Annotated in this window: 20 protein-coding genes and 4 pseudogenes; 6 read left to right on the forward strand and 18 right to left on the reverse strand. The window is 46.3% G+C overall.

The genetic code is table 11. From position 1 onward, the window contains the following. Positions 1 to 87 precede the first annotated feature (87 nt). Complete coding sequence (locus JCM15907_RS12685) at positions 88 to 417, forward strand: hypothetical protein (RefSeq protein WP_081773840.1); 330 nt, start codon at positions 88 to 90, stop codon at positions 415 to 417. Positions 418 to 490: 73 nt separating this feature from the next. On the opposite strand, the gene JCM15907_RS08420 is transcribed toward JCM15907_RS12685, so the two are convergent. Continuing rightward, positions 491 to 985, reverse strand: coding sequence for a hypothetical protein (locus JCM15907_RS08420; protein WP_025843459.1), 495 nt, complete (start codon positions 983 to 985; stop codon positions 491 to 493). 470 nt (positions 986 to 1,455) lie between these two features. On the opposite strand from JCM15907_RS08420, the gene JCM15907_RS08425 reads away from it, so the two are divergent. From JCM15907_RS08425 to JCM15907_RS08435, 3 genes are read left to right on the forward strand one after another with little or no spacing between them, the layout of a single operon-like run. Next, positions 1,456 to 1,887: a hypothetical protein gene (locus JCM15907_RS08425; protein ID WP_025843460.1), complete on the forward strand. Its 432-nt coding sequence runs from the start codon at positions 1,456 to 1,458 to the stop codon at positions 1,885 to 1,887. A gap of 7 nt (positions 1,888 to 1,894) precedes the next feature. Then, positions 1,895 to 2,194 (forward strand): hypothetical protein, encoded by a 300-nt coding sequence (locus tag JCM15907_RS08430; RefSeq protein ID WP_025843461.1) that lies wholly within the window; start codon positions 1,895 to 1,897, stop codon positions 2,192 to 2,194. Positions 2,195 to 2,215: 21 nt separating this feature from the next. Next, positions 2,216 to 2,632, forward strand: coding sequence for a PcfK-like family protein (locus JCM15907_RS08435; protein ID WP_025843462.1), 417 nt, complete (start codon positions 2,216 to 2,218; stop codon positions 2,630 to 2,632). 186 nt (positions 2,633 to 2,818) lie between these two features. Here JCM15907_RS08435 and JCM15907_RS12885 read toward each other — a convergent pair whose 3' ends face one another. The 17 genes and pseudogenes from JCM15907_RS12885 to JCM15907_RS11560 all read right to left on the reverse strand — a co-directional run bounded on the left by JCM15907_RS12885 (position 2,819) and on the right by JCM15907_RS11560 (position 18,027). Further along, entirely contained in the window at positions 2,819 to 4,270 is a 1,452-nt protein-coding gene (locus JCM15907_RS12885) for an ATP synthase F0 subunit B (RefSeq protein WP_148297501.1), read from the reverse strand. A gap of 1,266 nt (positions 4,271 to 5,536) precedes the next feature. After that, a complete protein-coding gene (locus tag JCM15907_RS08445; RefSeq protein WP_148297502.1) occupies positions 5,537 to 6,058 on the reverse strand; it encodes a hypothetical protein in 522 nt (173 codons plus the stop codon). A 369-nt stretch (positions 6,059 to 6,427) separates the two neighbouring features. After that, positions 6,428 to 6,897, reverse strand: a pseudogene (locus JCM15907_RS12690) (glycoside hydrolase family protein). Next, on the reverse strand, positions 6,884 to 7,366 hold the full coding sequence (locus tag JCM15907_RS08455; protein WP_025843466.1) for a DUF3872 domain-containing protein: 483 nt from the start codon (positions 7,364 to 7,366) through the stop codon (positions 6,884 to 6,886). The pseudogene JCM15907_RS12690 and the gene JCM15907_RS08455 overlap by 14 nt, the downstream one beginning before the upstream one ends. Before the next feature lie 14 nt (positions 7,367 to 7,380). After that, a pseudogene (locus JCM15907_RS11540) lies at positions 7,381 to 7,953 on the reverse strand (conjugal transfer protein TraO). Beyond that, the gene (traN, locus tag JCM15907_RS11545; RefSeq protein ID WP_036885647.1) at positions 7,953 to 8,894 is read right to left on the reverse strand and encodes a conjugative transposon protein TraN; all 942 of its coding nucleotides are present in this window, start codon (positions 8,892 to 8,894) and stop codon (positions 7,953 to 7,955) included. The pseudogene JCM15907_RS11540 and the gene traN overlap by 1 nt, the downstream one beginning before the upstream one ends. 33 nt (positions 8,895 to 8,927) lie before the next feature. Beyond that, positions 8,928 to 10,154, reverse strand: a pseudogene (traM, locus tag JCM15907_RS11550) (conjugative transposon protein TraM). Continuing rightward, positions 10,126 to 10,365: a hypothetical protein gene (locus JCM15907_RS12695; protein WP_242396875.1), complete on the reverse strand. Its 240-nt coding sequence runs from the start codon at positions 10,363 to 10,365 to the stop codon at positions 10,126 to 10,128. The pseudogene traM and the gene JCM15907_RS12695 overlap by 29 nt, the downstream one beginning before the upstream one ends. A 60-nt stretch (positions 10,366 to 10,425) precedes the next feature. After that, the gene (traK, locus tag JCM15907_RS08475; protein WP_025843467.1) at positions 10,426 to 11,049 is read right to left on the reverse strand and encodes a conjugative transposon protein TraK; all 624 of its coding nucleotides are present in this window, start codon (positions 11,047 to 11,049) and stop codon (positions 10,426 to 10,428) included. A gap of 24 nt (positions 11,050 to 11,073) precedes the next feature. Continuing rightward, positions 11,074 to 12,117: a conjugative transposon protein TraJ gene (gene traJ, locus JCM15907_RS08480; RefSeq protein WP_025843468.1), complete on the reverse strand. Its 1,044-nt coding sequence runs from the start codon at positions 12,115 to 12,117 to the stop codon at positions 11,074 to 11,076. 3 nt (positions 12,118 to 12,120) lie between these two features. Next, complete coding sequence (locus JCM15907_RS08485) at positions 12,121 to 12,750, reverse strand: DUF4141 domain-containing protein (protein WP_025843469.1); 630 nt, start codon at positions 12,748 to 12,750, stop codon at positions 12,121 to 12,123. Between the two features lie 21 nt (positions 12,751 to 12,771). Continuing rightward, a pseudogene (locus tag JCM15907_RS11555) lies at positions 12,772 to 15,274 on the reverse strand (TraG family conjugative transposon ATPase). Beyond that, positions 15,271 to 15,603, reverse strand: coding sequence for a DUF4133 domain-containing protein (locus tag JCM15907_RS08495; RefSeq protein WP_025843470.1), 333 nt, complete (start codon positions 15,601 to 15,603; stop codon positions 15,271 to 15,273). Before JCM15907_RS08495 ends, JCM15907_RS11555 begins: the two are co-directional and overlap by 4 nt. Next, positions 15,603 to 15,905, reverse strand: coding sequence for a DUF4134 domain-containing protein (locus tag JCM15907_RS08500; RefSeq protein ID WP_025843471.1), 303 nt, complete (start codon positions 15,903 to 15,905; stop codon positions 15,603 to 15,605). The genes JCM15907_RS08495 and JCM15907_RS08500 overlap by 1 nt, the downstream gene beginning before the upstream one ends. 148 nt (positions 15,906 to 16,053) lie before the next feature. Beyond that, complete coding sequence (locus JCM15907_RS08505) at positions 16,054 to 16,779, reverse strand: hypothetical protein (protein ID WP_051522455.1); 726 nt, start codon at positions 16,777 to 16,779, stop codon at positions 16,054 to 16,056. Continuing rightward, positions 16,779 to 17,240: a DUF3408 domain-containing protein gene (locus JCM15907_RS08510; protein ID WP_025843473.1), complete on the reverse strand. Its 462-nt coding sequence runs from the start codon at positions 17,238 to 17,240 to the stop codon at positions 16,779 to 16,781. Before JCM15907_RS08510 ends, JCM15907_RS08505 begins: the two co-directional genes overlap by 1 nt. Before the next feature lie 49 nt (positions 17,241 to 17,289). Next, a complete protein-coding gene (locus JCM15907_RS11560; RefSeq protein WP_370664416.1) occupies positions 17,290 to 18,027 on the reverse strand; it encodes a ParA family protein in 738 nt (245 codons plus the stop codon). Positions 18,028 to 18,575: 548 nt separating this feature from the next. Here JCM15907_RS11560 and JCM15907_RS08520 point away from each other — a divergent pair. Then, a complete protein-coding gene (locus JCM15907_RS08520) occupies positions 18,576 to 18,956 on the forward strand; it encodes a plasmid mobilization protein (RefSeq protein WP_025843474.1) in 381 nt (126 codons plus the stop codon). Then, positions 18,953 to 20,236 (forward strand): conjugal transfer protein MobB, encoded by a 1,284-nt coding sequence (mobB, locus tag JCM15907_RS08525; protein WP_025843475.1) that lies wholly within the window; start codon positions 18,953 to 18,955, stop codon positions 20,234 to 20,236. Before JCM15907_RS08520 ends, mobB begins: the two co-directional genes overlap by 4 nt. Positions 20,237 to 20,271: the final 35 nt, after the last annotated feature.

The following is a 20,271-nucleotide window of genomic DNA, read 5'->3' on the forward strand; positions in this document are numbered from 1 at the left end:
CCGTCCCACACGCCAAGGCGCAAGACCTTGTCTTTGGAGGTCGGAGTATCTTGGGCTCGCTCTTGAAACTCTAAAATGCTCCCAGATATGAATACTTCAGTTATGAATCACGATGTACACAGCCCCATCTTCATTCGGGCAAAGTCTACTAACGATAAACCACAGACAGCCAAGCCTGTCCGTAGCATCGACTGGCGACGGTTCATCGAGCTGACGCTCCTTCTCTCTGTCGTGGTCGCAGCTGTCTATTTCATCGCCAAGCTCGTTACTCCTCAAGTCGTAACCGTCATTGGCATCTTCGTGGGCTTCCTGGTACTGCGGTTCGTGGTAAGGACCATTCTGCAAATCACTTTCACCATTCTCGGCTATCTCTTCTGGTTAGCCATCTTGGCGGCAATACTGATTTGCATCTTCTAATGATTTTGAGTCAAAAGGAAACGGCTGACCTTTCTTCGACAAGGTCAGCCGTTTTTGTAAGTGTTCTTGAAATTCACCTGAACACAGCTTTTAATGCTCTAGTCACAGCCTGCTTTACATCTTCTGCTTCTGTGCTCCCACAACCTTCTGCTGTTGTTGTACATAATAACTCTCCTGTTGCAGCCGAGATAAACTGAAGTGTTACTTCTATCGTATATCCTCCTAGACCTACATTCCGTCTATCACTTTCTCCATAGTTTACAATGATAGTTTCTTCTCGAAATCGTTCATCTAACTCATTTATTATTATATACCCTTTTTTAGACAACATCCCAGCTATCACATCCCGAGGATTCACAGATTGGCTATAGGGTAGTACCATACCAGAAATAACGACAGCAGTAGACCCGTGTACGGTTTGAGTCGATGGAATATAAACACGAGTAAATTGACTTATATCCCTTTTCAAAGTTACATTTGCAGGACGCAAAGTAACACAACTTGAAAAAATGCCCAATGAGATTATAAAAAGAGCAAGTACCTTATATACGGACCGAAGAAACTTCATGCTTATAGGATTTATACTGACAAAGATACAATTATAACATCATATAAGGATGTTTATTTGAACTTTTTTGCTGGCGGGCTCTTCGGAGCTTGCCACCTTTTTTGTTTTCGTGGTTGTCGGCTTTGCATTTCTATTTCTTTTACCATTCGCTGATTTTATCTTCGTTTGTCCGCTTCGGCAGAACTCGAACAAGTTCGCTTCTGCTCTCAGCTATCCAGAACGTTCCACCCTATGCGTGACAGATGGATGCTGTTTCTTTTTCTTCACAAAGGTAGTATGGGGCTTGGGCTACCTCAAGGTCAAGCCTATGGTTGGTCTGGAAAATCTCCACACTTGCGCTTCGCGGTGCTTCTCTTCAGGTCGTATTTTCCACCCAAACCTTGTGTTCGCTTTCGCCCCACTACCTCTGTTTTGCTCGAAAAAAGGAATCAGCATACTCCGATCTTTGGATGCATAAAAAAAATGTCACTATGGATAAGCAGAAAATAATTACAACATCTTCGATGAGCAGAAAAGGATATAGCTCCTCCTCTCATTACCGCATAAGTTCGGGGATTGGGGAGCGTGAGCGTGCAGTGGCGACTAAGTTCGTGCAGTGGGTGGCACAACCTTTGGAAACCCTCCGTGAGTGTAAAGCTTACCTCTTGCGCGAAAAACTCAATCGTGGCGAAGCGATGAGCCGTGAGGAAAAGGATTGGCTATGCGAAGCCGTGAATAACAATACTTACTTCCGTACCGCCATCCCCGTGATGGGCTACCGATTTGACTTCTTTGATGTGCTGAAAAAATACTTGGTCAATCAATACGGACAATGGGCTGAGTACTATGCCCCCGACCGCACCAGCCTACGCAAACACCTATGTGGGCACATCAATCAGATAGTAGAAATCCCTAAACATTAAGACGATTATGGCAAATATATGTACCAACCTATTCTACGCATCAAGCGAGAAGGCAGAAACGATAGACGCAATTAGAGCATTTATAGAGGAACATTTCCCCAATGATTGGCATGAGCAAAGCGATAATTTCCAGATTGAAGCCGAGCTATACAGCCGTTGGGACTTCCCTAAAAGCCTATTTGAGGACTTGGGCAAGAGCCTAAGTCACGACGGCACTCTCTATATGCGTTGCCTATCCCACGAGCTATGTAACGAATATGCCTGCCTCTTTGTCTATCGAAATGGAGAATGGACAATCGGGAAATAAAGCACCAAAGAGAGCAAGACAATGAAAGAAACAGAACAATTCACACGCACCATAACCGAGTATCTTAATAGGAGAGCAATGACAGACCCTCTATTTGCTCCTAACTTGGCGAAGCCTGGCAAGAACATCGAGGACTGCATCACCTATATCTTACAGCAGGTGCAACAGAGCGGTTACAATGGCTTTGAGGACGATGAAATCTACTCTATGGCGGTACATTACTATGACGAGGACGATTTAGAAGTGGGTAGCCGTATTGTCTGCAATGTAGTGGTCAATCATACCATAATCCTCACTGAGGAAGAGAAAGTAGAAGCCCCGCAGGAAGCCATCAAGCAGTGCCAACGTGAGGAACTTGCCAAGATACAGAGCGGGACGAACGGCCGAAAGTACAGCTTCCTAAGGCATTGGACTCGAGTTTGGCGGTGTAGATGGTGATATGAGGTACTTGAATGGGAGAGTCGGCGCTCAAGGGAAGAGGAGGGGGGACGTGGGGTTGTTGGAGAGGTGTTCAGCTTGATGTTCCCTACTCCGTAGTTTATCTCAGGACTGCCGTTGTCCTCTCCAGTCTTCCTCTTGTGCATTTGAAATATAGACCTTCTGTGATGACTATTGAATCAAATCTTATGGAGAGTCACATGGATTTTCTTGATTTGTCTCTTGATTCTCTTGTTTGTTGTCCGTGCTACTGTCGGTCTTGCCCTGCTTCTCGTTTGTGGATGCATTAAATCCCACCGAGTCGAAGGGAAAAGGAAAGGCTATTGTTCGGTCTCCAGAGAGAAAGATCTGCCTGATGTTTTCTACCCCATAGTTTATCTCAGGACTACCGCTGTCCTCACTAGTCTTCTTTCCTGTACATTTGAGAACTATACCTGCTACAATGACTCCTACTGCAAATCCTATAGAGTACTTTAGAGCTTTTGGGGATTTGTCTCTTTTTTGATTCTGATCCGTGTTATTGCTAGACAAATTCCCTATCGAAGTTCCCTCTATAGCCTTGAAGTATAGGAAGCTGATGATGGAGGCAATGAAGATGTAGAGCGTTCCTGTCAGTATGAGGTAATCAGCTAGGCTGTTTGTCCCTTTAAGAATCGAGATCCCTCCAGAGATGAAAGTGATCAATGCAACAAATATAGAGAGGATACTGATCGCCTCCTTTCTTGCCTCCTGTGCCTCCTTTCTTGCCTCCTGTGCCTCCTGTGTTGCCTTTCTTGCCTCCTGTGTTGTGTTCTGTGCCTCCTGTGTTGTGCTCTGTGCTTCCTTTTTTAGTTTGACAGCCTCATCCATAGCCTCTTCTTGAGCCTCAGAAAGCCACTCTCTGTAAGTCTGGTTGTACTTGTGGTAGGCTTCATCCTGCAGAGCTTGGGTATGGAGTAGTTTACATCCAAAAGAGGAGATGAAGATCTTTAGATCTGTCTCTTTTAGTTTGTAGAAAGAGTTGGCATATGTGTCTTTTTTTTGCTCGGCAGCTACAAAGTCCTTATAAATCAGAAGTCGTTCGTAGAAGCATTTGAGAAGGAACCCCATGGCCTTGGCATATCTGCTATTATTGTACCTCGGCCCTTCTCCCTTTTTCTTGTGATCAAGTTCCTTCATCCTCCTTAGCTCTTTCATGAAGCTAAGAAGAACGTCTAGAGGAAGGTGGTGTATCTGTTCTTTTTGTTGATCTTTATCTGGATTTTGCAGTAGATTTTCGAAGAATTTAGTCCGATCTTTTTCGTACTTGTCCGCATCCTGCCTCCCGACCTCCCCTCGTCGGATATAGTTGTCATATTTGAGTATATCGCTTTGAGGGCACTCCTCAGAGAGAGCATCAAAACTTAAACTCTCAAACCCTTTGATTTGCTCATGGAGCAACTTTATCTCTGATGATTCTTCCGTATCCATCAGTTGGTATCTCTCCCCCTCATAGAGAATTTCGAAGCTTTTTGCCCTTTGATAGGGGTCTGCAATACTCTTTGCTATGCCTATTTTGCAGGTTTTTGAGGTAACGTGGGGCTTGTAGAAGGACTGGAAGAGAAGTAATGAGGTCTTGGCTCTGATAGCTTCAAATATTTTCTTTATCTCCTTATCCATAGGAAAGTCAAGCAGGTTTGACTCTTCATTATTCAGAAGTAGGTTACACTGCTTGTATAGAAGAAATAGGTGTGAGACAGCCTGATCATCAATTACTCCGGAGAGATCTACTCGGGTCATCTCTATGAGTTTTGTTCCAAGATCATGAAAGAGGTTTGCCTTGAGCATTTCCCCCGAATTTACGCCTCCTGCATAGGGTTTACGAGCTAAGTAAGAGACCGGAGCATGGAAGACTCTGTGCTTATTATGGGGTTCTTCTCGTTCCTCTATCTGTATCCGAATACATTGACACACATACGAGAGTTCTTGGCAAAGCTCGTGGATGCGAGAAAGAATAGGGTGTAAGTAGATGACATCCTCTGAGAGAGTGCTGTCATAAGTGTTTCTAATCTTTTCAACAATCTCTTGGAGCTTTTGAGAGTATTCAATGTCCTTTAAGAATTCCCCTTCCAAAAGAGACTTAGATAAGGGAATCCAGAGATTTCCTATGATCTTGTCCAGTTGAGCACACCTCTTCTCAAGTGGACGTTTTGTATCCTTAGGAGAGAGTAGTGCCCAGTGGCTTCGTATTGATTCTTGTTCGCCCTCGTTGGTTTCTCCCTTTTCTGGATTTTCTTGTGTTATCTCATCTTCTCTATTGATTTCTTCTCTATTGATTATAGACCGTATGAATTCTTTTTTCAGATTCCTATATTCATTGAAACAGTCTTTCAGCTTCCCTCTTAATTTCTCAATAGACTCTTTCTCAATAGGCTCTATAGAAGGATCCGTTGAAGTCAATAGATCTGCAAGGGTAGTAAGCAGTTTTTTTTCTAGAGTCGTTAGCTCTTCTGGTGATGGTTGTTTTGATAGTGTTGCATTCTCTGATGAGCCCTCTTGCTTTTCCCCGAGAATGGAGGCGATTTTTTTCTTAAGGTCTTCCTTAAGATTGAAGACCTGCGTTGAGGTGTTTTTCCCGTTACTCGATGAGGGCTGGTGGTTATTGATAACTGTATTTAATGCTTCTCTAAGTCCTTCTAGTAGGGGCTTTTCAAAATCACTGAGCAGATTCAGGTATATAGGGTGCGTATAAGTGTCACAGAGACGAGTTATCTCTTCCTTGAAAATCCCTATGTATAGAGATTCCTCAGTTTTTGATTTCTCCATGGTAGTTGGGTAATGTGGTATGTTAAGTCATAAATAAATTAGGAGGATGAGACTTTATCCTTGACATCCTCCTATTTTCGAGTGATGAAGCCTAAGAGGCTTCTATTCCTCTATTTTTATTTACATTAATTGCTTCTCGAATTCTAGTACTTCAGCCTCAAGCAGGGCTCTATTTCTTTGAAATAGCTGACTGATGTTTCCCCCTAGTTTATCGTAGTAGAAGCATGCCGGCCAAACGTCAGGGGTGAGATTGTGTGAGAGCTCTACTACGGCTGTAGTATCTTGCTCTAGAATGCTTTTATTTGGAACGATCTTTGACCCCCTACCTCTAAGTTCTGAAAGAGCACTTTCGATAGCTTCTTGGACTTCCGAGTTTGTTTCCTCTAAGATGTTTTTGGCTCTACTAGCGAGTCCTTCCGTCCGAAGTTTTAGCCTTCCGCTCTCGAAGGTGAAGAGAGAAAACTCCCCTTCGTCAAGACGATTTTCGTAGATGTCAACCTCTACAGGCCCATTGCGATATGCTACGAAATTGTCAAAAGTGTTGAGCAAACAATCCTTAGGGGCAGCTCCTGCTGGTTGCTTGGCGATCCTCTCTCTCTCTTGTTTCGCGTCTGTTAAGCAGAGGAAGTAGAGGAGCTTCATATAGCGTGTCATGGGATACTCGGAGAGTTTGTTATTGAGTCCCTCCACGTCACTTGGGCCCTTTTCCAAATCTAAGCCTACTAGTTTACTTACAAAGCATTCGAAGGCGGCCGTTTTTTTTAGATTACACATTTCCAGCCTTATGGCATTTTTTATTACTATTCAAACTATTCTTTCTTAATATGAATTACCTTCTCTTTTCTGCGTGATTATGACGGAGAAGACATTTACATTTGCGCAAATGTACGACAAAAGTTTCAAACAAACAAGTGCTTGATCTTCTGAATTTTGCTTGCAAACTGATAAAATTTGCGAAGGGCGTAGCTTGTGAAATCAAGGAATATAGAACAGGGAGAACTCTACCTTTCGTCATTTGACCAGTCCTCGCAGGACTTTGCCTTTGTATCGGCAGAAAGAGACAAATTCGCGGTAAAAAATTCTGTCGTCCAACTCTATCTCCCGTGGCAATCGGTTCTTGGGATGCTTCCCATATCCGAGCAACCTGCCCGTTCCGACATTGTAGGAGAAGACGGAAAGCAGCAGGGCATCTTTTCGTAGTCCTTGAACACCATCAAACGCTTCATCAGGTCTGCCCGAAGAAGAGAATTCGCCTGCCATCCCGTCATCGTCGCCGTGAAGTGTTTGCCCGGTTGCAACTTATGACCATATCCAACGTATGGATAGTGCTTCTAGCTGTGCAGTACCTTGAAATATTTCACAAAAAGCACGGCACGTTCAAAAGGAGGCAAGTCTGCCAACCACATCTTGCTCTACGCAAGGTGTAGCTGAAAGACTATACACAACATACAGAGTCCAATCAAACGCTTAGTCATCGACATCGTTTATTCCATGTACGGTGGGTGCAGAGGATTTCTCCTTCTCCTCCTTTTCCTTATTGAAAGTAAAGGTCAGTTGTTGCACTTTGCCAAAGTTATCCTCGATGTACACATCTATGGTCTGGCGGTCTGCCGACTGCGAAGCGTAGTACAAGCGAAACTCTTCCCTCGTCAAAGGGTAGCGGTCGTTGGGCTTGAATACCCAACCATCGTCCATTCTTAGGACACCCTTGCCCTCGGGTTGGAAGTAGCGGAGGGTGTATTTTGTGTCGGCAAAGTTGCCCCCTCGTCTGAGAGAGCAACGGATTTCGACTGTTTCGCCTTTCTTGATGTCCTTTTGAACGGGCATCGTTTGCAAAGCGAAGTCGTAAGACTGCTGCACATCCAGCTCCCGATGACAAGCAGGTAGACAAAACCCCGCAAAAGTGAGTACCCCCAAGACCCACAGTGTATTAAAGATTTTCCTCTTCATTCTTTTCTTGTTGCTTAAAGATTAAACTTAATGCCTGCCGAGAGTGCAGGACGAAAACGATGTACATCCGAGCCGAGGAGCAGTCGTCCCTGAGCCTTGAGGACGAGGAGCAGCCTATCCGAGAGGAAACACTCCACCGAACTATGCACCGCACCGCCATAAACAAAGCGAGAGCGGTCGAGAAGCGTTGCCCCATCGGGTAATAGCTCTTTGCCCTTATTCAGCTCTTCATAGCCACCCAAAGCCGATATACCGCAATAGGTAAAGATATTTTTCTCCCTATCGGAGAGCATGGGATGCATATATCCTACTTGCAGTAGGGCATCCTGCATCAAGACATCGTAGGTTCGGTAAGGCAGTGCCTGCTGTTCATATTCGGTTGAAAGGAATAGATAGTTCGCTTGCTTGAGATAGCGAGTGAAGGCGACTCACAATCCGAACCTCTCAGGTTGAAAGAGTTTCTCTCCTCGAATAAGGAGAATACTCCCCACTATTTCCACTCCTTGCTGTTTAGGGATGAGACGCTGAGCGTATGAGGGAAATATCATAGCTCCTGCGATGAGTAGTAAAAACAGTATTCTTTTCATCACCACTTCAGTTTAAGGTTATCGATACGTCGAGCCAACAGAAGATCCTCATTCTGCACATAGAAAGAGAGCGTGCGCCCTCCATTTCTCTCATAGAGCGTAACTTCGAGTTGTTTATCTTCCGGTAGCGCAAACTGTTCTAAGGCAAAGATGCTTCGGTCGCTACTCTGTCCTTTCACCCACATTATCTGATGATAGGCACGCAAGGGTTGCAGAATATGCTCTTGAATCGCAGTACGCTTAGCAACCTTCTTGTCTACGACCTTAAAGGTGATGAAGTCCACTGAGTAGGGCATATTGGTATCATTGTCTATGCGTGTGTGAAAATAGAGCAACCCATTGTGCGCATAAAGCCCACGAAGTAGAAACCTCATTCCGAACTGTCGTATCCCGATATGCTTAATGGTACGCTTGTTACTTTTGTAGATACTCTCCATCATCAGTTTTACAAGTATGGGAGATTCGTTGCCCAACTCTTTGAAATAGATGTCTGCACGATTAGAGGGTAGGCGTCCGTCTGTCGGAGAGAGAAAGTCTTTCATCTCAACGTTGAGCTTCTCGGGCTCTTCGGCATATTTTACGTTGTATGAGTAAAAAGAACCATCCTCACAGATGACACTCATATTTGTTTCGGTCTTTAAGTCTCGAACGGCAGCCTTGACACGTAGTACATTCTCGGCATCCTCCGCCTTGCCTGCAATCAGGTTATTGCTTCCCAAGTCCACATATCGAATGGCCGATGGAAAGATAAGGTGCACCGTTTTGTCGAAGGTAACTTCCAAGCCATAAGGTAGTACGACTCTCCCGTCGGGAATCGCCCTGCTCATTCCTTGAAAGAGTTCTCCTGAAGAGGGTAAAAGAGCAGGCGTTGTTTCTCTACATTCTTTTTGAGCAAAAGCCGTTAGCCCGAATGAGCAGAGTATCAGGCTGATAAAATCCATTTTTTCATTGTCTTTATAATATCTGATTTGATGTTATTGAGTTGGTAGCAGATAGAGGCGATAGCCCCCTTTAAGTGTCACCTTAACGGTACGCAGTTTCTTTTGCAAAAGCTGTGAAGCCCCCTGCATCACGCCACGAGCCGCCTCGGAGATAATTTGGTCTTTGGCAGAGCTGGCAAAGGTGAAGGACGTCCCCATCGAACCTCCGATATTCGCCCCCATCTCCTTGATAGCAGACACATTCTCAGAGCCGGGGATGTAGATACCCTCCTGTCCGTCTGTGTCGTAGGCTGAGAGCTTGACGGAGGAGATGTAACCTCCGATCTCAATGCTTTGAACGAGCAGTCGCATACGGTTGCCCTCAATTTTAGCTTGAGCCACGACACGGCTGTAGCGAGGCAGAGAGAGATTGTGGAGCCGAGCTCCCTCCATCAGACGAAGGACAATAAAGTCTCCCTCTTGGAGTGTCGTTGTTCTATCCACCACACATCGAAGAGTGTTACGAAGGGGTTCGGGACGTTGTGCCGAGAGCGAGTGAAACCCAAGGTTACGTTCTCTTCCTGCATATTCGGCAATGAAGGCAGAGTCTGTCATTGGTTGCTCAAGGGAAGAGACCAAATGCTTCCGTTCGGGCATCAACTCCACTTCAGGTAGGGGCGTTGAAGCTGAGGTAACCGAAATTTCTTCCTTTGCATTGGCAGCCGAAAGGGAATTACTTGGAGGAGTCGCTTGAGTCATGTACTTGGCTGCCATTTGGTAGCTTTTTTCCATTAAAGCAAGCTGTTTCTCTTCTTCATCCTGCTCGCTCTCTTGCGCCTCTAATCGAGCTCGGAGTTCTTCTATCTCGGCCTGCATCGCTTCTCGCTCTTCATCTCTTGGGTCATAATCGTAAAAAGAGGAAAGAAGACGACTGTTTTCCTCGTAGCGTTCCATCGAAGAGGCAACTTTGGAGACCGGAGGTGTATGTTCGGAGTCGTCCGTCTCTCCTCTTTGTTGCTCGAAGTAATCGGAGAGTTGTCCCATTTCACTGCGGGAGGTCTCCTCTTGTTCCAAATGCTCTCCCATTTCATAGACCTTGAGTTTATTCTCGGGGAGCTGCTCCACGGAGGCTTAAGGCAACTCTTTATTCAGCCCCCTTTCTACCTCTGTTCCGCTCTTTTCAGAGGGACGGAAGATAAACCACATCGAGAGCGTAAAGAGTAAGCCGATACCACTATAGGTGAGTATCTTCTTAAGTTGTTCTTTCTGTTTCTTTTCCATTGTTACAAGCTAATTGGTACATAATCATATCGGGGCGTACGCTATCTCGTAGGATAGGGCTATCGACGACTTCTTCCACGATGATATTAGAGGAGGACTTCTCCGCCTTGGGTAAAAATAGGTTGGCTATCATGACACAAGAGGTAATGAGGTAGAGCAGACTTAACGTGTAGACAAAAATCTTCCGTCTGCGAGGCTCATTCTGTCGCATCGCCGGCGCAACCAAAGATGGAGACGGAGATAAGCTCGTGTAAATGTCTGTCCCATGGCATCAACGTTTATAGGTTTGAAGGTCTCTATTCTCCCTTACAAGGAAGTGCTCCATCAGAAAGCCCCGCGGATTATTATCCGAGCGGACGGAGTTCTGAAGCGTGCAGGTCGTAATGAGACTACGCTCCGTAACGTTACTCTGACGCAGGATGAACTGGCGAGCATAGGTTGTTACCTCATAGGGGTAGCTGTCAAAATTGCAGTGGATAGAGTCAATCTCTATACGTTGGTTGACATTTCCCGAGATGGCTCGATTGTAGTAGCCCTTTTCTGCCAAGTCTTTGTAGTAGTTGAATGCGGACTTGTCACAGAGCAGAAAGGCTCGCTCCATATTCCCTTCGATTGCAGCCTTGTCGGGTGCAATCGTAAAGAAGAGTTCATGAAAGCGTCTGATATGTTCACGTGCCTCGACGGGACAATTCATTGCCGCATCCTGACTGAGAGCCAGAATAAGCGATTTACCTTCGTCCAGAACATAGATCTTCTTCCTCTGTTGAGAGGCAAAAGAGTAGGAGGCATAGAGCGCATAACCGCAGACAGCAATGCAGAGCAGTACAAAAAGCAGGGCATAAAGCCGTATCTGCTTGAATGAGGTTTCGATATTGGTGAGTGATTTGAATTCCATAAAAATGCTGTTTGTTCTTCTTTATTAGTTTCCTTTCCTTCTCAGTAGAGCACCTTTGATACGACCTCCGATGTTACCGATAGAAGCACCTGCCCCTGCAGCAGCGGCTTTCCCTCCGAGATAAGCTCCCTGAGCTCCTCGTTGAGCCGTCTGATTCACGTTACGTCCATAAGAACCGATACCTCCTCCTGCTTCGATAATCCATCCCGAAACGGTCGGAACAGAGAAGTAGCCGATGATACCGATAAGGAAAAAGACCATATAGTACCAACTGCCCACTTCGGGAATGTCGTTGGGGTCACTTAACAGGGCGATGTCTTTCTGAATCATCAAGATTTGAATCTTTGTCAGAAGGGCTGTCAAGATGGAGCTGACAGGCAACCAGAGATAGACCGAGATGTAGCGTGAAAACCACGCGGTCAGTGACCCCGAAAGACCATCCCACACGGCAATGCCGAAAACAACCGGACCGAGGATGGAGAGAACAATCAAGATGAAAGTGCGGAGTGTGTCGATGACAAGACCGGCAGCATGAAAGATAAGCTCCAAAAGGTCTTGCACCTTTTTCATGAACCATCGCTTGGTTTGGTAGGCAGCACGTTCTGCATACATTCCTGCAATAGTTACGGCATCTTCGGGACCGATAATCCCCATCTCTTCTATCTTTTGGTCGAACTTCTCATTCGAGACGAGATAAGCGGTTTCGGGATTACGCAGGTAGGCCTCCTCCTGCAGTTTGTTACGTTCTGCAGTCAGTTTGTCAAGTGTTCCCTCCTGCTTGTGTACCATCTGTTCTGTGCCTTTCACCACGGGAGAGAGAACAGCATTCATCGTACCAAGTACCACCGTAGGGAAAAACATGATACAGAAGCCCAAAACAAAGGGGCGAAGCAAAGGATAGACATCTATCGGCTCGGCTCTTGCCAGTGACGACCAAACACGTATGGCAATGTAAAACAGGGCACCCAAGCCCGCTATCCCCTTGGCAATACCTGTCATCTCCGAGGCCAAGGGCATCATCTCCTGATAGGTGGAACGAAGCAGTTCGTGTAAACTTGAAAAATCCATGGCTTACCAGTAACGTATGTCTGAACTTCCATATAGGGATCGTACCTGCTCAAGCTCTCCCTTTTGTCGTGCTCTCACATAGCTCACGGAGATATTCTTTCGAGTGTAGTACGATACCAAAGAGCGATACTCTCGAACGGTGTTATAGATGCGGTCTATCATTTGCATCCGCTCGCTATCATTCATGGAGAAGACATTGCTCTTAGCAACGGATTTCAACTCCTTCAGACTCTCTCCGCTCAGTTCCAGAAGTTTGCTGTAGCCCGAAGCCATGGCAGCCAGCTCGGTAGGACGGAAATTCGTATCACTGAGCATCTTTTTATAGGAGGAGACATAATTCTCTGAAATGTCTCCCACCATCAAGATGGTCTCCCTCACTTTGTAGGCATCACCGATGAGGTTATTCACCTTCTTGAGAGCATCGTAATATTTCTTAGTGTCATTGTAGAGTTTCTCCACCTCCTTGAAACCGTTCAAGGTGTTCTTGACGGTCTTGGAGGCTGTGGCAATCTCTTTGACCGTATTGGCAATGTTGCCCGCAAAGTTCATAGGGTCACTTACGACCCACTGAGCGTGAGCTTGCGTAGTAAAGAGGCTCAATCCAAGGAGAGCCATAAGGATGTACTTTTTCATGGGTTCTGTTGTTTAAGGGTTTTACTTCTGTCGTTTCTCCATAGCCAAGCGACGGATAGCTGTTTCGATGTCTCCGCCTAACTCTTCCGAGAGGCGCATCACTTCGAGCTTTTCGGTCTCTTCGGTCGTGTAGGCGAGGTATTCCTCGAGCGACACCTCTGTAGCATAGACCGCAGATTGCATACCGCCCAAGCCTATCCACACCTCTTTGTAGAGTCGCTTCGGGTCATTGCTCTGGTTGATAGAGAGGATTTGGCTCTTCTCCTTCTCCGACAAGCCCAGCATCGCCTGTATGCCGTCAAACTTGGTCATGTACTTGCGCTGGTCGAGCAGGATCTTGCAGTCGGAGTTGTTGATGATACTCTCCTTGACGATGGGCGACTGAATGATGTCGTCTACCTCTTGCGTCACGACTATCGCCTCGCCAAAGAACTTTCTGACGGTTTTATAGAGGTACTTGATGTAGTCTGCCATATTCGCCGAAGCAATCGCCTTCCACGCTTCTTCAATGAGAATCATCTTGCGAATGCCCTTGAGGCGACGTATCTTGTTGATGAAGGCTTCCATAATGATGATGGTCACCACGGGGAAGAGGTCTTTATTATCCTTCACAGCATCAATCTCAAAGACGATGAAGCGTTTGCTGAGCAGGTCGATATTCTTATCCGAGTTCAAAAGGAAGTCATAGCGCCCACCTTTATAATACTGCTTCAGTGTGGTTAAGAGGTTGTTGATATTGAAGTCCGAGAGCGTTACCTCAATCTCTCGCTTACCCATATCCTCTCGGTACACATCACGCAGATACTCGTAGAAGGTATTGAAGCAGGGAGTAATGCTTCTATCCGAACGAATGAGTTCGATATAGGCATTGACAGCCGAACCAAGCTCCCCCGCCTCGGTCTTGGTAATCTGTTCCTCCGCACTCTTCCAAAGAGTCAAAAGCAGGGTGCAGATACTCTCTCGTTTCTCCACGTCAAAGAGATAATCATCCGTATAGAAGGGGTTGAAAGAGATGGGATTCTCATCCGTATAGGTGAAGTAGACTCCATCCTCGCCCTTCGTCTTGCCATGGATGAGTTCGCACAAGCCTTGATAGGAGTTACCCGTATCGACTAGGAGGACGTGTGCCCCCTGCTCGTAGTACTGGCGTACCATGTGGTTGGTAAAAAAGCTCTTGCCACTGCCCGACGGACCGAGAATGAACTTATTCCGGTTGGTGATGATACCTTCTTCATCGGGAGGTCAGAGATGTCCAAATATATGGCTTGCCTGATAAGCGGTCTGCCATCTTGATGCCAAAGGGAGAAAGAGAGTCCTTGTAATTTGTCTCTGCTGTGAAGAAGCAGAGCGCAGGCTCGAAGAAGGTGTAAAAGCTCTCTTCCGAGGGGAAGTCAGCGGCATTGCCGGGGATGCCAGCCCAGTAGAGTGTAGCCACATCAATCGTATTGTGTCGGGGCTTGCATTCCATAAGAGCCAAGGCACTACCCACATCGTTTTTGATTTGCCGCAGTTGCTCACTGTCACTACTCCATGCCAATACATTGAAGTGAGCACGGATAGAGGTTAATCCCTGAGAGTGGGCGACATTGAGGTACTCTTGTATCCACTCCTCGTTGATTTGGTTACTACGGCTATAGCGTGCCAAGGAGTGCATATTCCTCGCTTGCTTCTCAAAGCGTTGTAGATTGGCATCGCTATCCTCAATAAAGAGGTATTGGTTGTAGATATGGTTACAGGAGAGCATCAGCCCCACGGGAGAAGCAAAGGAGAGGCGGCAGTCACTGCGGTCGGTGGATAGTCGCTCGTAACGGCTATCCGTGCTGACAGTCGTTGGCAGGTCGTCCGTGTCGCTGAGAGTGTGCAAGCAAAGCCTATTGTCGCCCACACGTACAAGGTCGGCACCCAATCGGATGTCCTCCAGCGAAGCATGATGCTCATCGGAAAGAGAGAAATAACGGTCAAGTAAACCGCTTTTCTCCTTTGTCCCCACAAGCTCCTCTTCCGTCATACGCTCTAAACGAATGAGCATCGTGTCGTTGATGATACGCTCGAACTGGTCTACCGCCTCCATGAACTTGATGACGGCTTCTTTGTCCTCTATCTCCTTCGGCACAAGATGACCACGACAGAGGGCAGAGAAATTGCTCTGCTGTGCCATACGCTTCTTATTGCTTTTGGTAAGGAAGAGATAGACCGAGTGGTGCAGATAAGGACGCTCATTAAAGTGTCGCTCCGAAGAGCGAGCGAGAAAACTCAATCCTCCCTCCGAGAGTTTTCCTTGGTACTCCTCCACAATAAACCAATCCTGCTTATGCACGATGCTGAAGTTAGGCAGCACCTTAACCGCCTTATGCCAAGCCGAGTGCATTGCCTCGTATTCGGCCGAAGTCACCGTGAAGAGCTCGGGTAGTTCCACCCGAAAAGCGACGGTGATGTCGGCTTCCTTGCTGACGATGCACCCCTGCTCAATAGCGAGCAGGGGGAACTTCGCCTCCAAAGAACTGATTTTGCTGGTGTTTCTCATTTTGTAGCTTCTGATTTGAGATTACGAAAGAGGTGGTAAACGATACGCCGGTTCAAAAGGTAACGAGGGTGGGAGCGTACTGCTCCGAGCTTCATCAGCCCATGTTCACCATACTTGCGGTTCATAGCGAATGTTTGCCACACCACCAGCGTGGCACCCAATACGCCTATGCCAAGGCAAACGAGCTGACTAATGCCCAAGAGATACAGCACGACCACGACAATGAAAGTCCCCAGAAGCCCTCCTGCAAAGAGAAAGAGGTATTGAGCTTTCAAGCCCTTGAACTCCACTGTGTGTCCTACACCTTTATTGATTTCCCAAGATGCCATTAGAGGAAGAAACTTCTAAGGATGGTGGCAGCCACGATAAGGAAGATACATGCCCCAAACCAAGAGGCTGCCGTCTTGCTTGTATCAGGGTCTCCCGAGCTGAACTTATTGTATACCTTGATTTCCCCAATCAAGCCGACCACGGCTCCAACGGCATAAATCAATTTGGTACCGGGATCGAAATAGCTCGTGACCATTTTGGTGGCTTCGTTGATACCGGCCATACCGTTGCCCTGTGCATAAGCTCCTGCGGTCGCAGTGGCGATAAGGAGCAACATCAATGCGATTTTCTTTCTGTTCATGTTATTGGATTTATTGTTATTGATTATGAATAGGTTGTTCTCTGTTGTGTGGGAAGGTCAGGATGGGGAGCACCTCTGTAGCTCGTTTTCATGGTACTACTTGCGTGTAACCTTCATGTGCTACCCCATCCATTACTCCGCTTGTGTTTTAGAGGTAATAGTCTAAGGTTCTTTCGTTGCCTCCTTGAAGTTCTTGTCTTGGGAGGTGTTCAGTTTTTACCATATCGCTTTGTATTTGAGCTTCCTCTGCACGACGCATGGCTTCCAAGAACTTGGTATGCTTCGATTCTTGTGCCTTGAGGTTTTCTTTGTACTTCTCGATCAAGTCAGTGCCTTGCACTTTACTGAGGGTTGCCTGAACTTCTGCTTCATCCTCTTCATCGAGGGCATCGTCATGTTTGCTCCAGCATCCCATGCGCACAAGGTCACGGGCAAGAATTGCCGATGGAGAAACCTCCGGAGTCGGATCGGGAGTGAGTAGCAGCTCCTCTCTCAAGACCTCATCCTCATCGACGTTTTCCATGGTATAAGCGACATGGAGTTCGTTCTCTGCCTCACTAATCGTGGGCACTTCTTCAGTTTTCTCTTGCTGCTCCGACACCTCGGACTCCGCAAAGTTATTGACATTTTCAAGTGCTTTTTCGGAGGAGGAAGTCTTGGGAACTTTAGGGAAATCTGAGGGACCAAGCCCCTTGCTTTTCCCCACCAAAACATGTAGTTTTTCCTCTCTATTCTGCTTCTCCTTAGAAGTTGCTTGCCCCTGCTCCTGCTTACCCATTCGAGAGAATTTGGAGCAGTAAGTATAGAGAATGAGGAGTAGCACCCAAATGATAACCAAGAGAAGCAGGACATTCAATAGTATCGTTTGCATCATTACAAGTCTAAATTGATGGTTGGATTGCGTTTGTATTGTGCCGCTGCTTTATTAAGCATCGCCTGATGTTCTTTGAGATGCTCCAAGAGGATGTTCTCTATATAAGCTGTAAGTGTCGCTTTGGAGCGGACGTCACGAAGGACATCTCGGAGTGTTTGCAGAATCTCCCCATGGATGGTGAAACCTGATTTCCCGATACCATCACGAGAGGGGGCAAAGAAGCGTTTTTGGTACTCTTGAAAAGAGCATCCGCTCTCCTTGTTGCCCTTAGATTTTGCCATCGTAGGTATAGCATCCTCCGATGTTTCCTCTGTCGGTATCGGAGCCTCTTGTGACTCTAACTCCATGGGTTGGTCGAAAAAGGGAGACTCCTCTGCACTACGCTTCGTAACCCCGATATCGCCCATCTCTTGGAGTTTGGCACTCAATATCTTTTGGCGTTTTTCTTGGATGGAAGGCATGATTTATTCATGGATAAGGTGAAAACGTTGGAGAACTTCTTCTACCCATTCATCTACCCTGTGGATAGACGAAGGCAGGTACGGGTGGTAAATAAGAACTGCGGAAGACGCCTTTGACGCCTCCCTGACCTAATTCTCGAGAAAACTTCACCGAATGGTAGATACGGGTATCAAAGAGGTTGATCTCCTCCTCTTGGGCATATTTCGTATAGTGGTCGACAACCACAGGACTGGCACTGCGATTGATTTTATTCCAAAGAAGCAGGAGGTCTCGAATGCGTGCGTCTTCAAAACTGAGACCCAAGTCCCGAACGGTTTGAGCATAGGCAAAACCGGATACCAGAGACTGAGGATCGGCTTCTATGGGGGAGATGATATAATCCATCTCTATGGAGAGCTGTAAAAGGGCTTCTGTACCGGCATGCCTCGGAAAGTCAAAGATGACCAACCGTTCCTTTCGTTCCGAGCTTTCCAGATACTTTTGAACATCTTTCAAGGCCGCATCAGGGGTGGAACGTAAAATGGGATAAGCCGGATGCCCAAACTTGGTAAAATAGACTTTGAGCTGTTCGCTCAGCTCCTTCGAAGCTTGGATGAGATTGCGTTCTCGCTCTCGAAGCTTATAGAACGATTCCTGCGTACCGTCACAATCGACCACTACGAGAGGGAGATGCTTCTCATAGTAAAGTATGGAGGCAAGGATTTCGGCAAGAGAACTCTTGCCGATACCTCCTTTTTGTGAGGCGAAGCCCAAATAAATGTGAGCTTGCGTAGGGCATGTTTTCATGTCAGATAACTGTTTATGGAAATGACTGATTCTTGGATTTAGTGACCGACTGATGCTCATAGGTTGGTTCGTTAGTGAATAGATAATTCAGTCTCAACTAAGCGACTGAAATCTTGATTAACTGACGGATTCAATAACCGCTCTACATCGTGACTTTCCTACTTTTGAACCGACTTACAAACGGAGGTCGGTTGGTCTATTCTGAGTTAGGTCGGTCAGTTGGTTCTGACCTAAATCCTCTGCAAAATAAGTTGGTAAATCAGTCGCTTTCAACCCCTCGGGAAGCATCGGGAAATAGTAGGATATTCTCGGAATATCCCTTATGATGAGACTGTTACAACAAGCCTCTAACTTTGCAGAGGGATAGAAAATGGAGAACTATCTTCATCGAAGTAGACACCCCGAAGAGTGGATGCTTCATCAGCATCATCTCTTGATACCGGCAAGGTGTGTCTTTGTCCGACAAACTCCGTTTCTGCCGACAAAGCCCCCTTGCTCGGTGCGAGGAGAAAATGATTCCAAAGTCGTCATTAACCAACAATACAGCCATGAATGAAAAGATAGAACGTTGGGATAGGTGGGATACCCGCCTACCCAATCCCAAAGACCAGCAAAAGGTCATTACCCTCTTCCATAAATCGGGTGCAGAAACAAAGTCAGACTTTGTGCGTGCCCGTCTTTTGGAAGAGAGTTTTAAGGTCATTACCGTAGACAAATCAGCCGTGGAATACTATCGTAAACTCTCCGAACTCACGGCACAAGTTCATAAAATCGGCATCCTCTACAATCAAGTTGTGAAGGCAATCAACAGCTACCATTCAGTGAAAACAGCTCAACTTTTGCTACAAAGGTTAGAGCAATATGCTTCACAGATTGTCGCCCTACAAGAGCAGGCAATAGCCCTTACCATAGACTACCGCAAGCGATGATTGCGAAGATTTCCGGCACAGCCAATCTCGGAGGAGCACTCGGCTACAACTTCAAAAAAGTGGAGGCTAAAGAGGCGACAATACTCTTGGCTCATGGGTTGTATCAGAATACTAGTGGTAAGTACACAATGAGCGAAGTTCTTGCCGATATGCAAGCACTTATTCCCCAAAAATGCAGGACGAAGAATGTGGTCTTTCACTGCTCTCTCAATCCACATCCCGATGAGAAACTATCGGACGATATTCTTGCTCGGATAGCCCAAGAGTACATGCAGGCACTCGGCTATGGCAAGCAGCCCTATATCATCTTTAAGCATAACGACATTGCACGCGAACATATTCATATCGTATCACTACGCATAGATGGAAAGGGGCGCAAACTGAATGACCAATTTGAGAAGAGACGAAGTAAGAAGATAACCGATGCTTTGGAGCACAAGTATGGCTTGCGTCCAAGTACAACTCAAAGAAAAGATCAGATAGCAACGATTCAAGATGTAAAACAGGGGAAAGGAAATATAAAGGAACAGATCGCCTCTGTAGCCCGCTCCGTCATTTCTCACTACCATTTCTGCTCTTTGGGAGAATTCAATGCAATTCTTACTAAGTATAAGCTTACCGTAGAGGAGGTGAAAACGGAGTATAGAGGAAAGAGATACAACGGACTGGTCTATGTCCCGACAGATGGTAAGGGGTGTAAGATCGGTACACCTATCCATGCCTCAGAAATTGGACGAGGGGTAGGCTATTCTGCTGTTCAACATAAGATGCACCAATCCAAACAGAACATCAAACCGCTTGTGGCAAACATACGACAAAGGGTCTTACAGGTGATGAGAACTTCTCCCCAAACGGAGGAGGAGCTGCATCGTAGACTGGAGAACGAAGGGCTACGAGCAATCATCAGGAAGAACAACAATGGTCGTATCTACGGCATCACTTTCATTGACGATAAGTCAGGTGTGGCTCTCAATGGCTCTCGATTAGGAAAGGGCTATGGAGCCAATCAATTTGAAGCCTATTTCTCTGACTTGACGCACAACCACTTCTTAAACGAAGAGCTTTATGGCCAAATAGCAGCCTCAGAACAAGTCAACAAGCAACTTACACAGAGCCTGCCAATACAAGAAAAAGCGGGCGATAATCTCATTGATGAAGTCCTTGAAGAGCTGGTAGGTGACACATCTCTACCAATAGGCAACGACGATTGGAAAGAGGTAGCTTGGCAACGCAAACTTCGCAGACAAAACAAGATCAGACTAAAGCGAAGAAAACGGTAAACGAACATTCAAACACGATTATAACAGCATTCAAA

Origin of the sequence: Porphyromonas gingivicanis JCM 15907 (assembly GCF_000614585.1) — a bacterium.
Taxonomy (GTDB): Bacteria; Bacteroidota; Bacteroidia; order Bacteroidales; family Porphyromonadaceae; genus Porphyromonas; species Porphyromonas gingivicanis.

Excerpts from the sequence above, each read along its gene's own strand:
- JCM15907_RS08430 (WP_025843461.1), top strand. The coding sequence starts at position 1,895 with ATGGCAAATATATGTACCAACCTATTCTACGCATCAAGCGAGAAGGCA.
- traN (WP_036885647.1), bottom strand. The coding sequence starts at position 8,894 with ATGGATTTTATCAGCCTGATACTCTGCTCATTCGGGCTAACGGCTTTT.
- JCM15907_RS08425 (WP_025843460.1), top strand. The coding sequence starts at position 1,456 with ATGGATAAGCAGAAAATAATTACAACATCTTCGATGAGCAGAAAAGGA.
- mobB (WP_025843475.1), top strand. The coding sequence starts at position 18,953 with ATGATTGCGAAGATTTCCGGCACAGCCAATCTCGGAGGAGCACTCGGC.
- JCM15907_RS08445 (WP_148297502.1), bottom strand. The coding sequence starts at position 6,058 with ATGAAGCTCCTCTACTTCCTCTGCTTAACAGACGCGAAACAAGAGAGA.
- JCM15907_RS08500 (WP_025843471.1), bottom strand. The coding sequence starts at position 15,905 with ATGAACAGAAAGAAAATCGCATTGATGTTGCTCCTTATCGCCACTGCG.
- traK (WP_025843467.1), bottom strand. The coding sequence starts at position 11,049 with ATGGAATTCAAATCACTCACCAATATCGAAACCTCATTCAAGCAGATA.
- JCM15907_RS08485 (WP_025843469.1), bottom strand. The coding sequence starts at position 12,750 with ATGAAAAAGTACATCCTTATGGCTCTCCTTGGATTGAGCCTCTTTACT.
- JCM15907_RS12695 (WP_242396875.1), bottom strand. The coding sequence starts at position 10,365 with ATGCGACAGAATGAGCCTCGCAGACGGAAGATTTTTGTCTACACGTTA.
- JCM15907_RS08495 (WP_025843470.1), bottom strand. The coding sequence starts at position 15,603 with ATGGCATCTTGGGAAATCAATAAAGGTGTAGGACACACAGTGGAGTTC.
- JCM15907_RS08435 (WP_025843462.1), top strand. The coding sequence starts at position 2,216 with ATGAAAGAAACAGAACAATTCACACGCACCATAACCGAGTATCTTAAT.
- JCM15907_RS08455 (WP_025843466.1), bottom strand. The coding sequence starts at position 7,366 with ATGAAGAGGAAAATCTTTAATACACTGTGGGTCTTGGGGGTACTCACT.
- JCM15907_RS11560 (WP_370664416.1), bottom strand. The coding sequence starts at position 18,027 with ATGAAAACATGCCCTACGCAAGCTCACATTTATTTGGGCTTCGCCTCA.
- JCM15907_RS08505 (WP_051522455.1), bottom strand. The coding sequence starts at position 16,779 with ATGATGCAAACGATACTATTGAATGTCCTGCTTCTCTTGGTTATCATT.
- JCM15907_RS12685 (WP_081773840.1), top strand. The coding sequence starts at position 88 with ATGAATACTTCAGTTATGAATCACGATGTACACAGCCCCATCTTCATT.
- JCM15907_RS08520 (WP_025843474.1), top strand. The coding sequence starts at position 18,576 with ATGAATGAAAAGATAGAACGTTGGGATAGGTGGGATACCCGCCTACCC.
- JCM15907_RS12885 (WP_148297501.1), bottom strand. The coding sequence starts at position 4,270 with ATGGATAAGGAGATAAAGAAAATATTTGAAGCTATCAGAGCCAAGACC.
- traJ (WP_025843468.1), bottom strand. The coding sequence starts at position 12,117 with ATGGATTTTTCAAGTTTACACGAACTGCTTCGTTCCACCTATCAGGAG.
- JCM15907_RS08420 (WP_025843459.1), bottom strand. The coding sequence starts at position 985 with ATGAAGTTTCTTCGGTCCGTATATAAGGTACTTGCTCTTTTTATAATC.
- JCM15907_RS08510 (WP_025843473.1), bottom strand. The coding sequence starts at position 17,240 with ATGCCTTCCATCCAAGAAAAACGCCAAAAGATATTGAGTGCCAAACTC.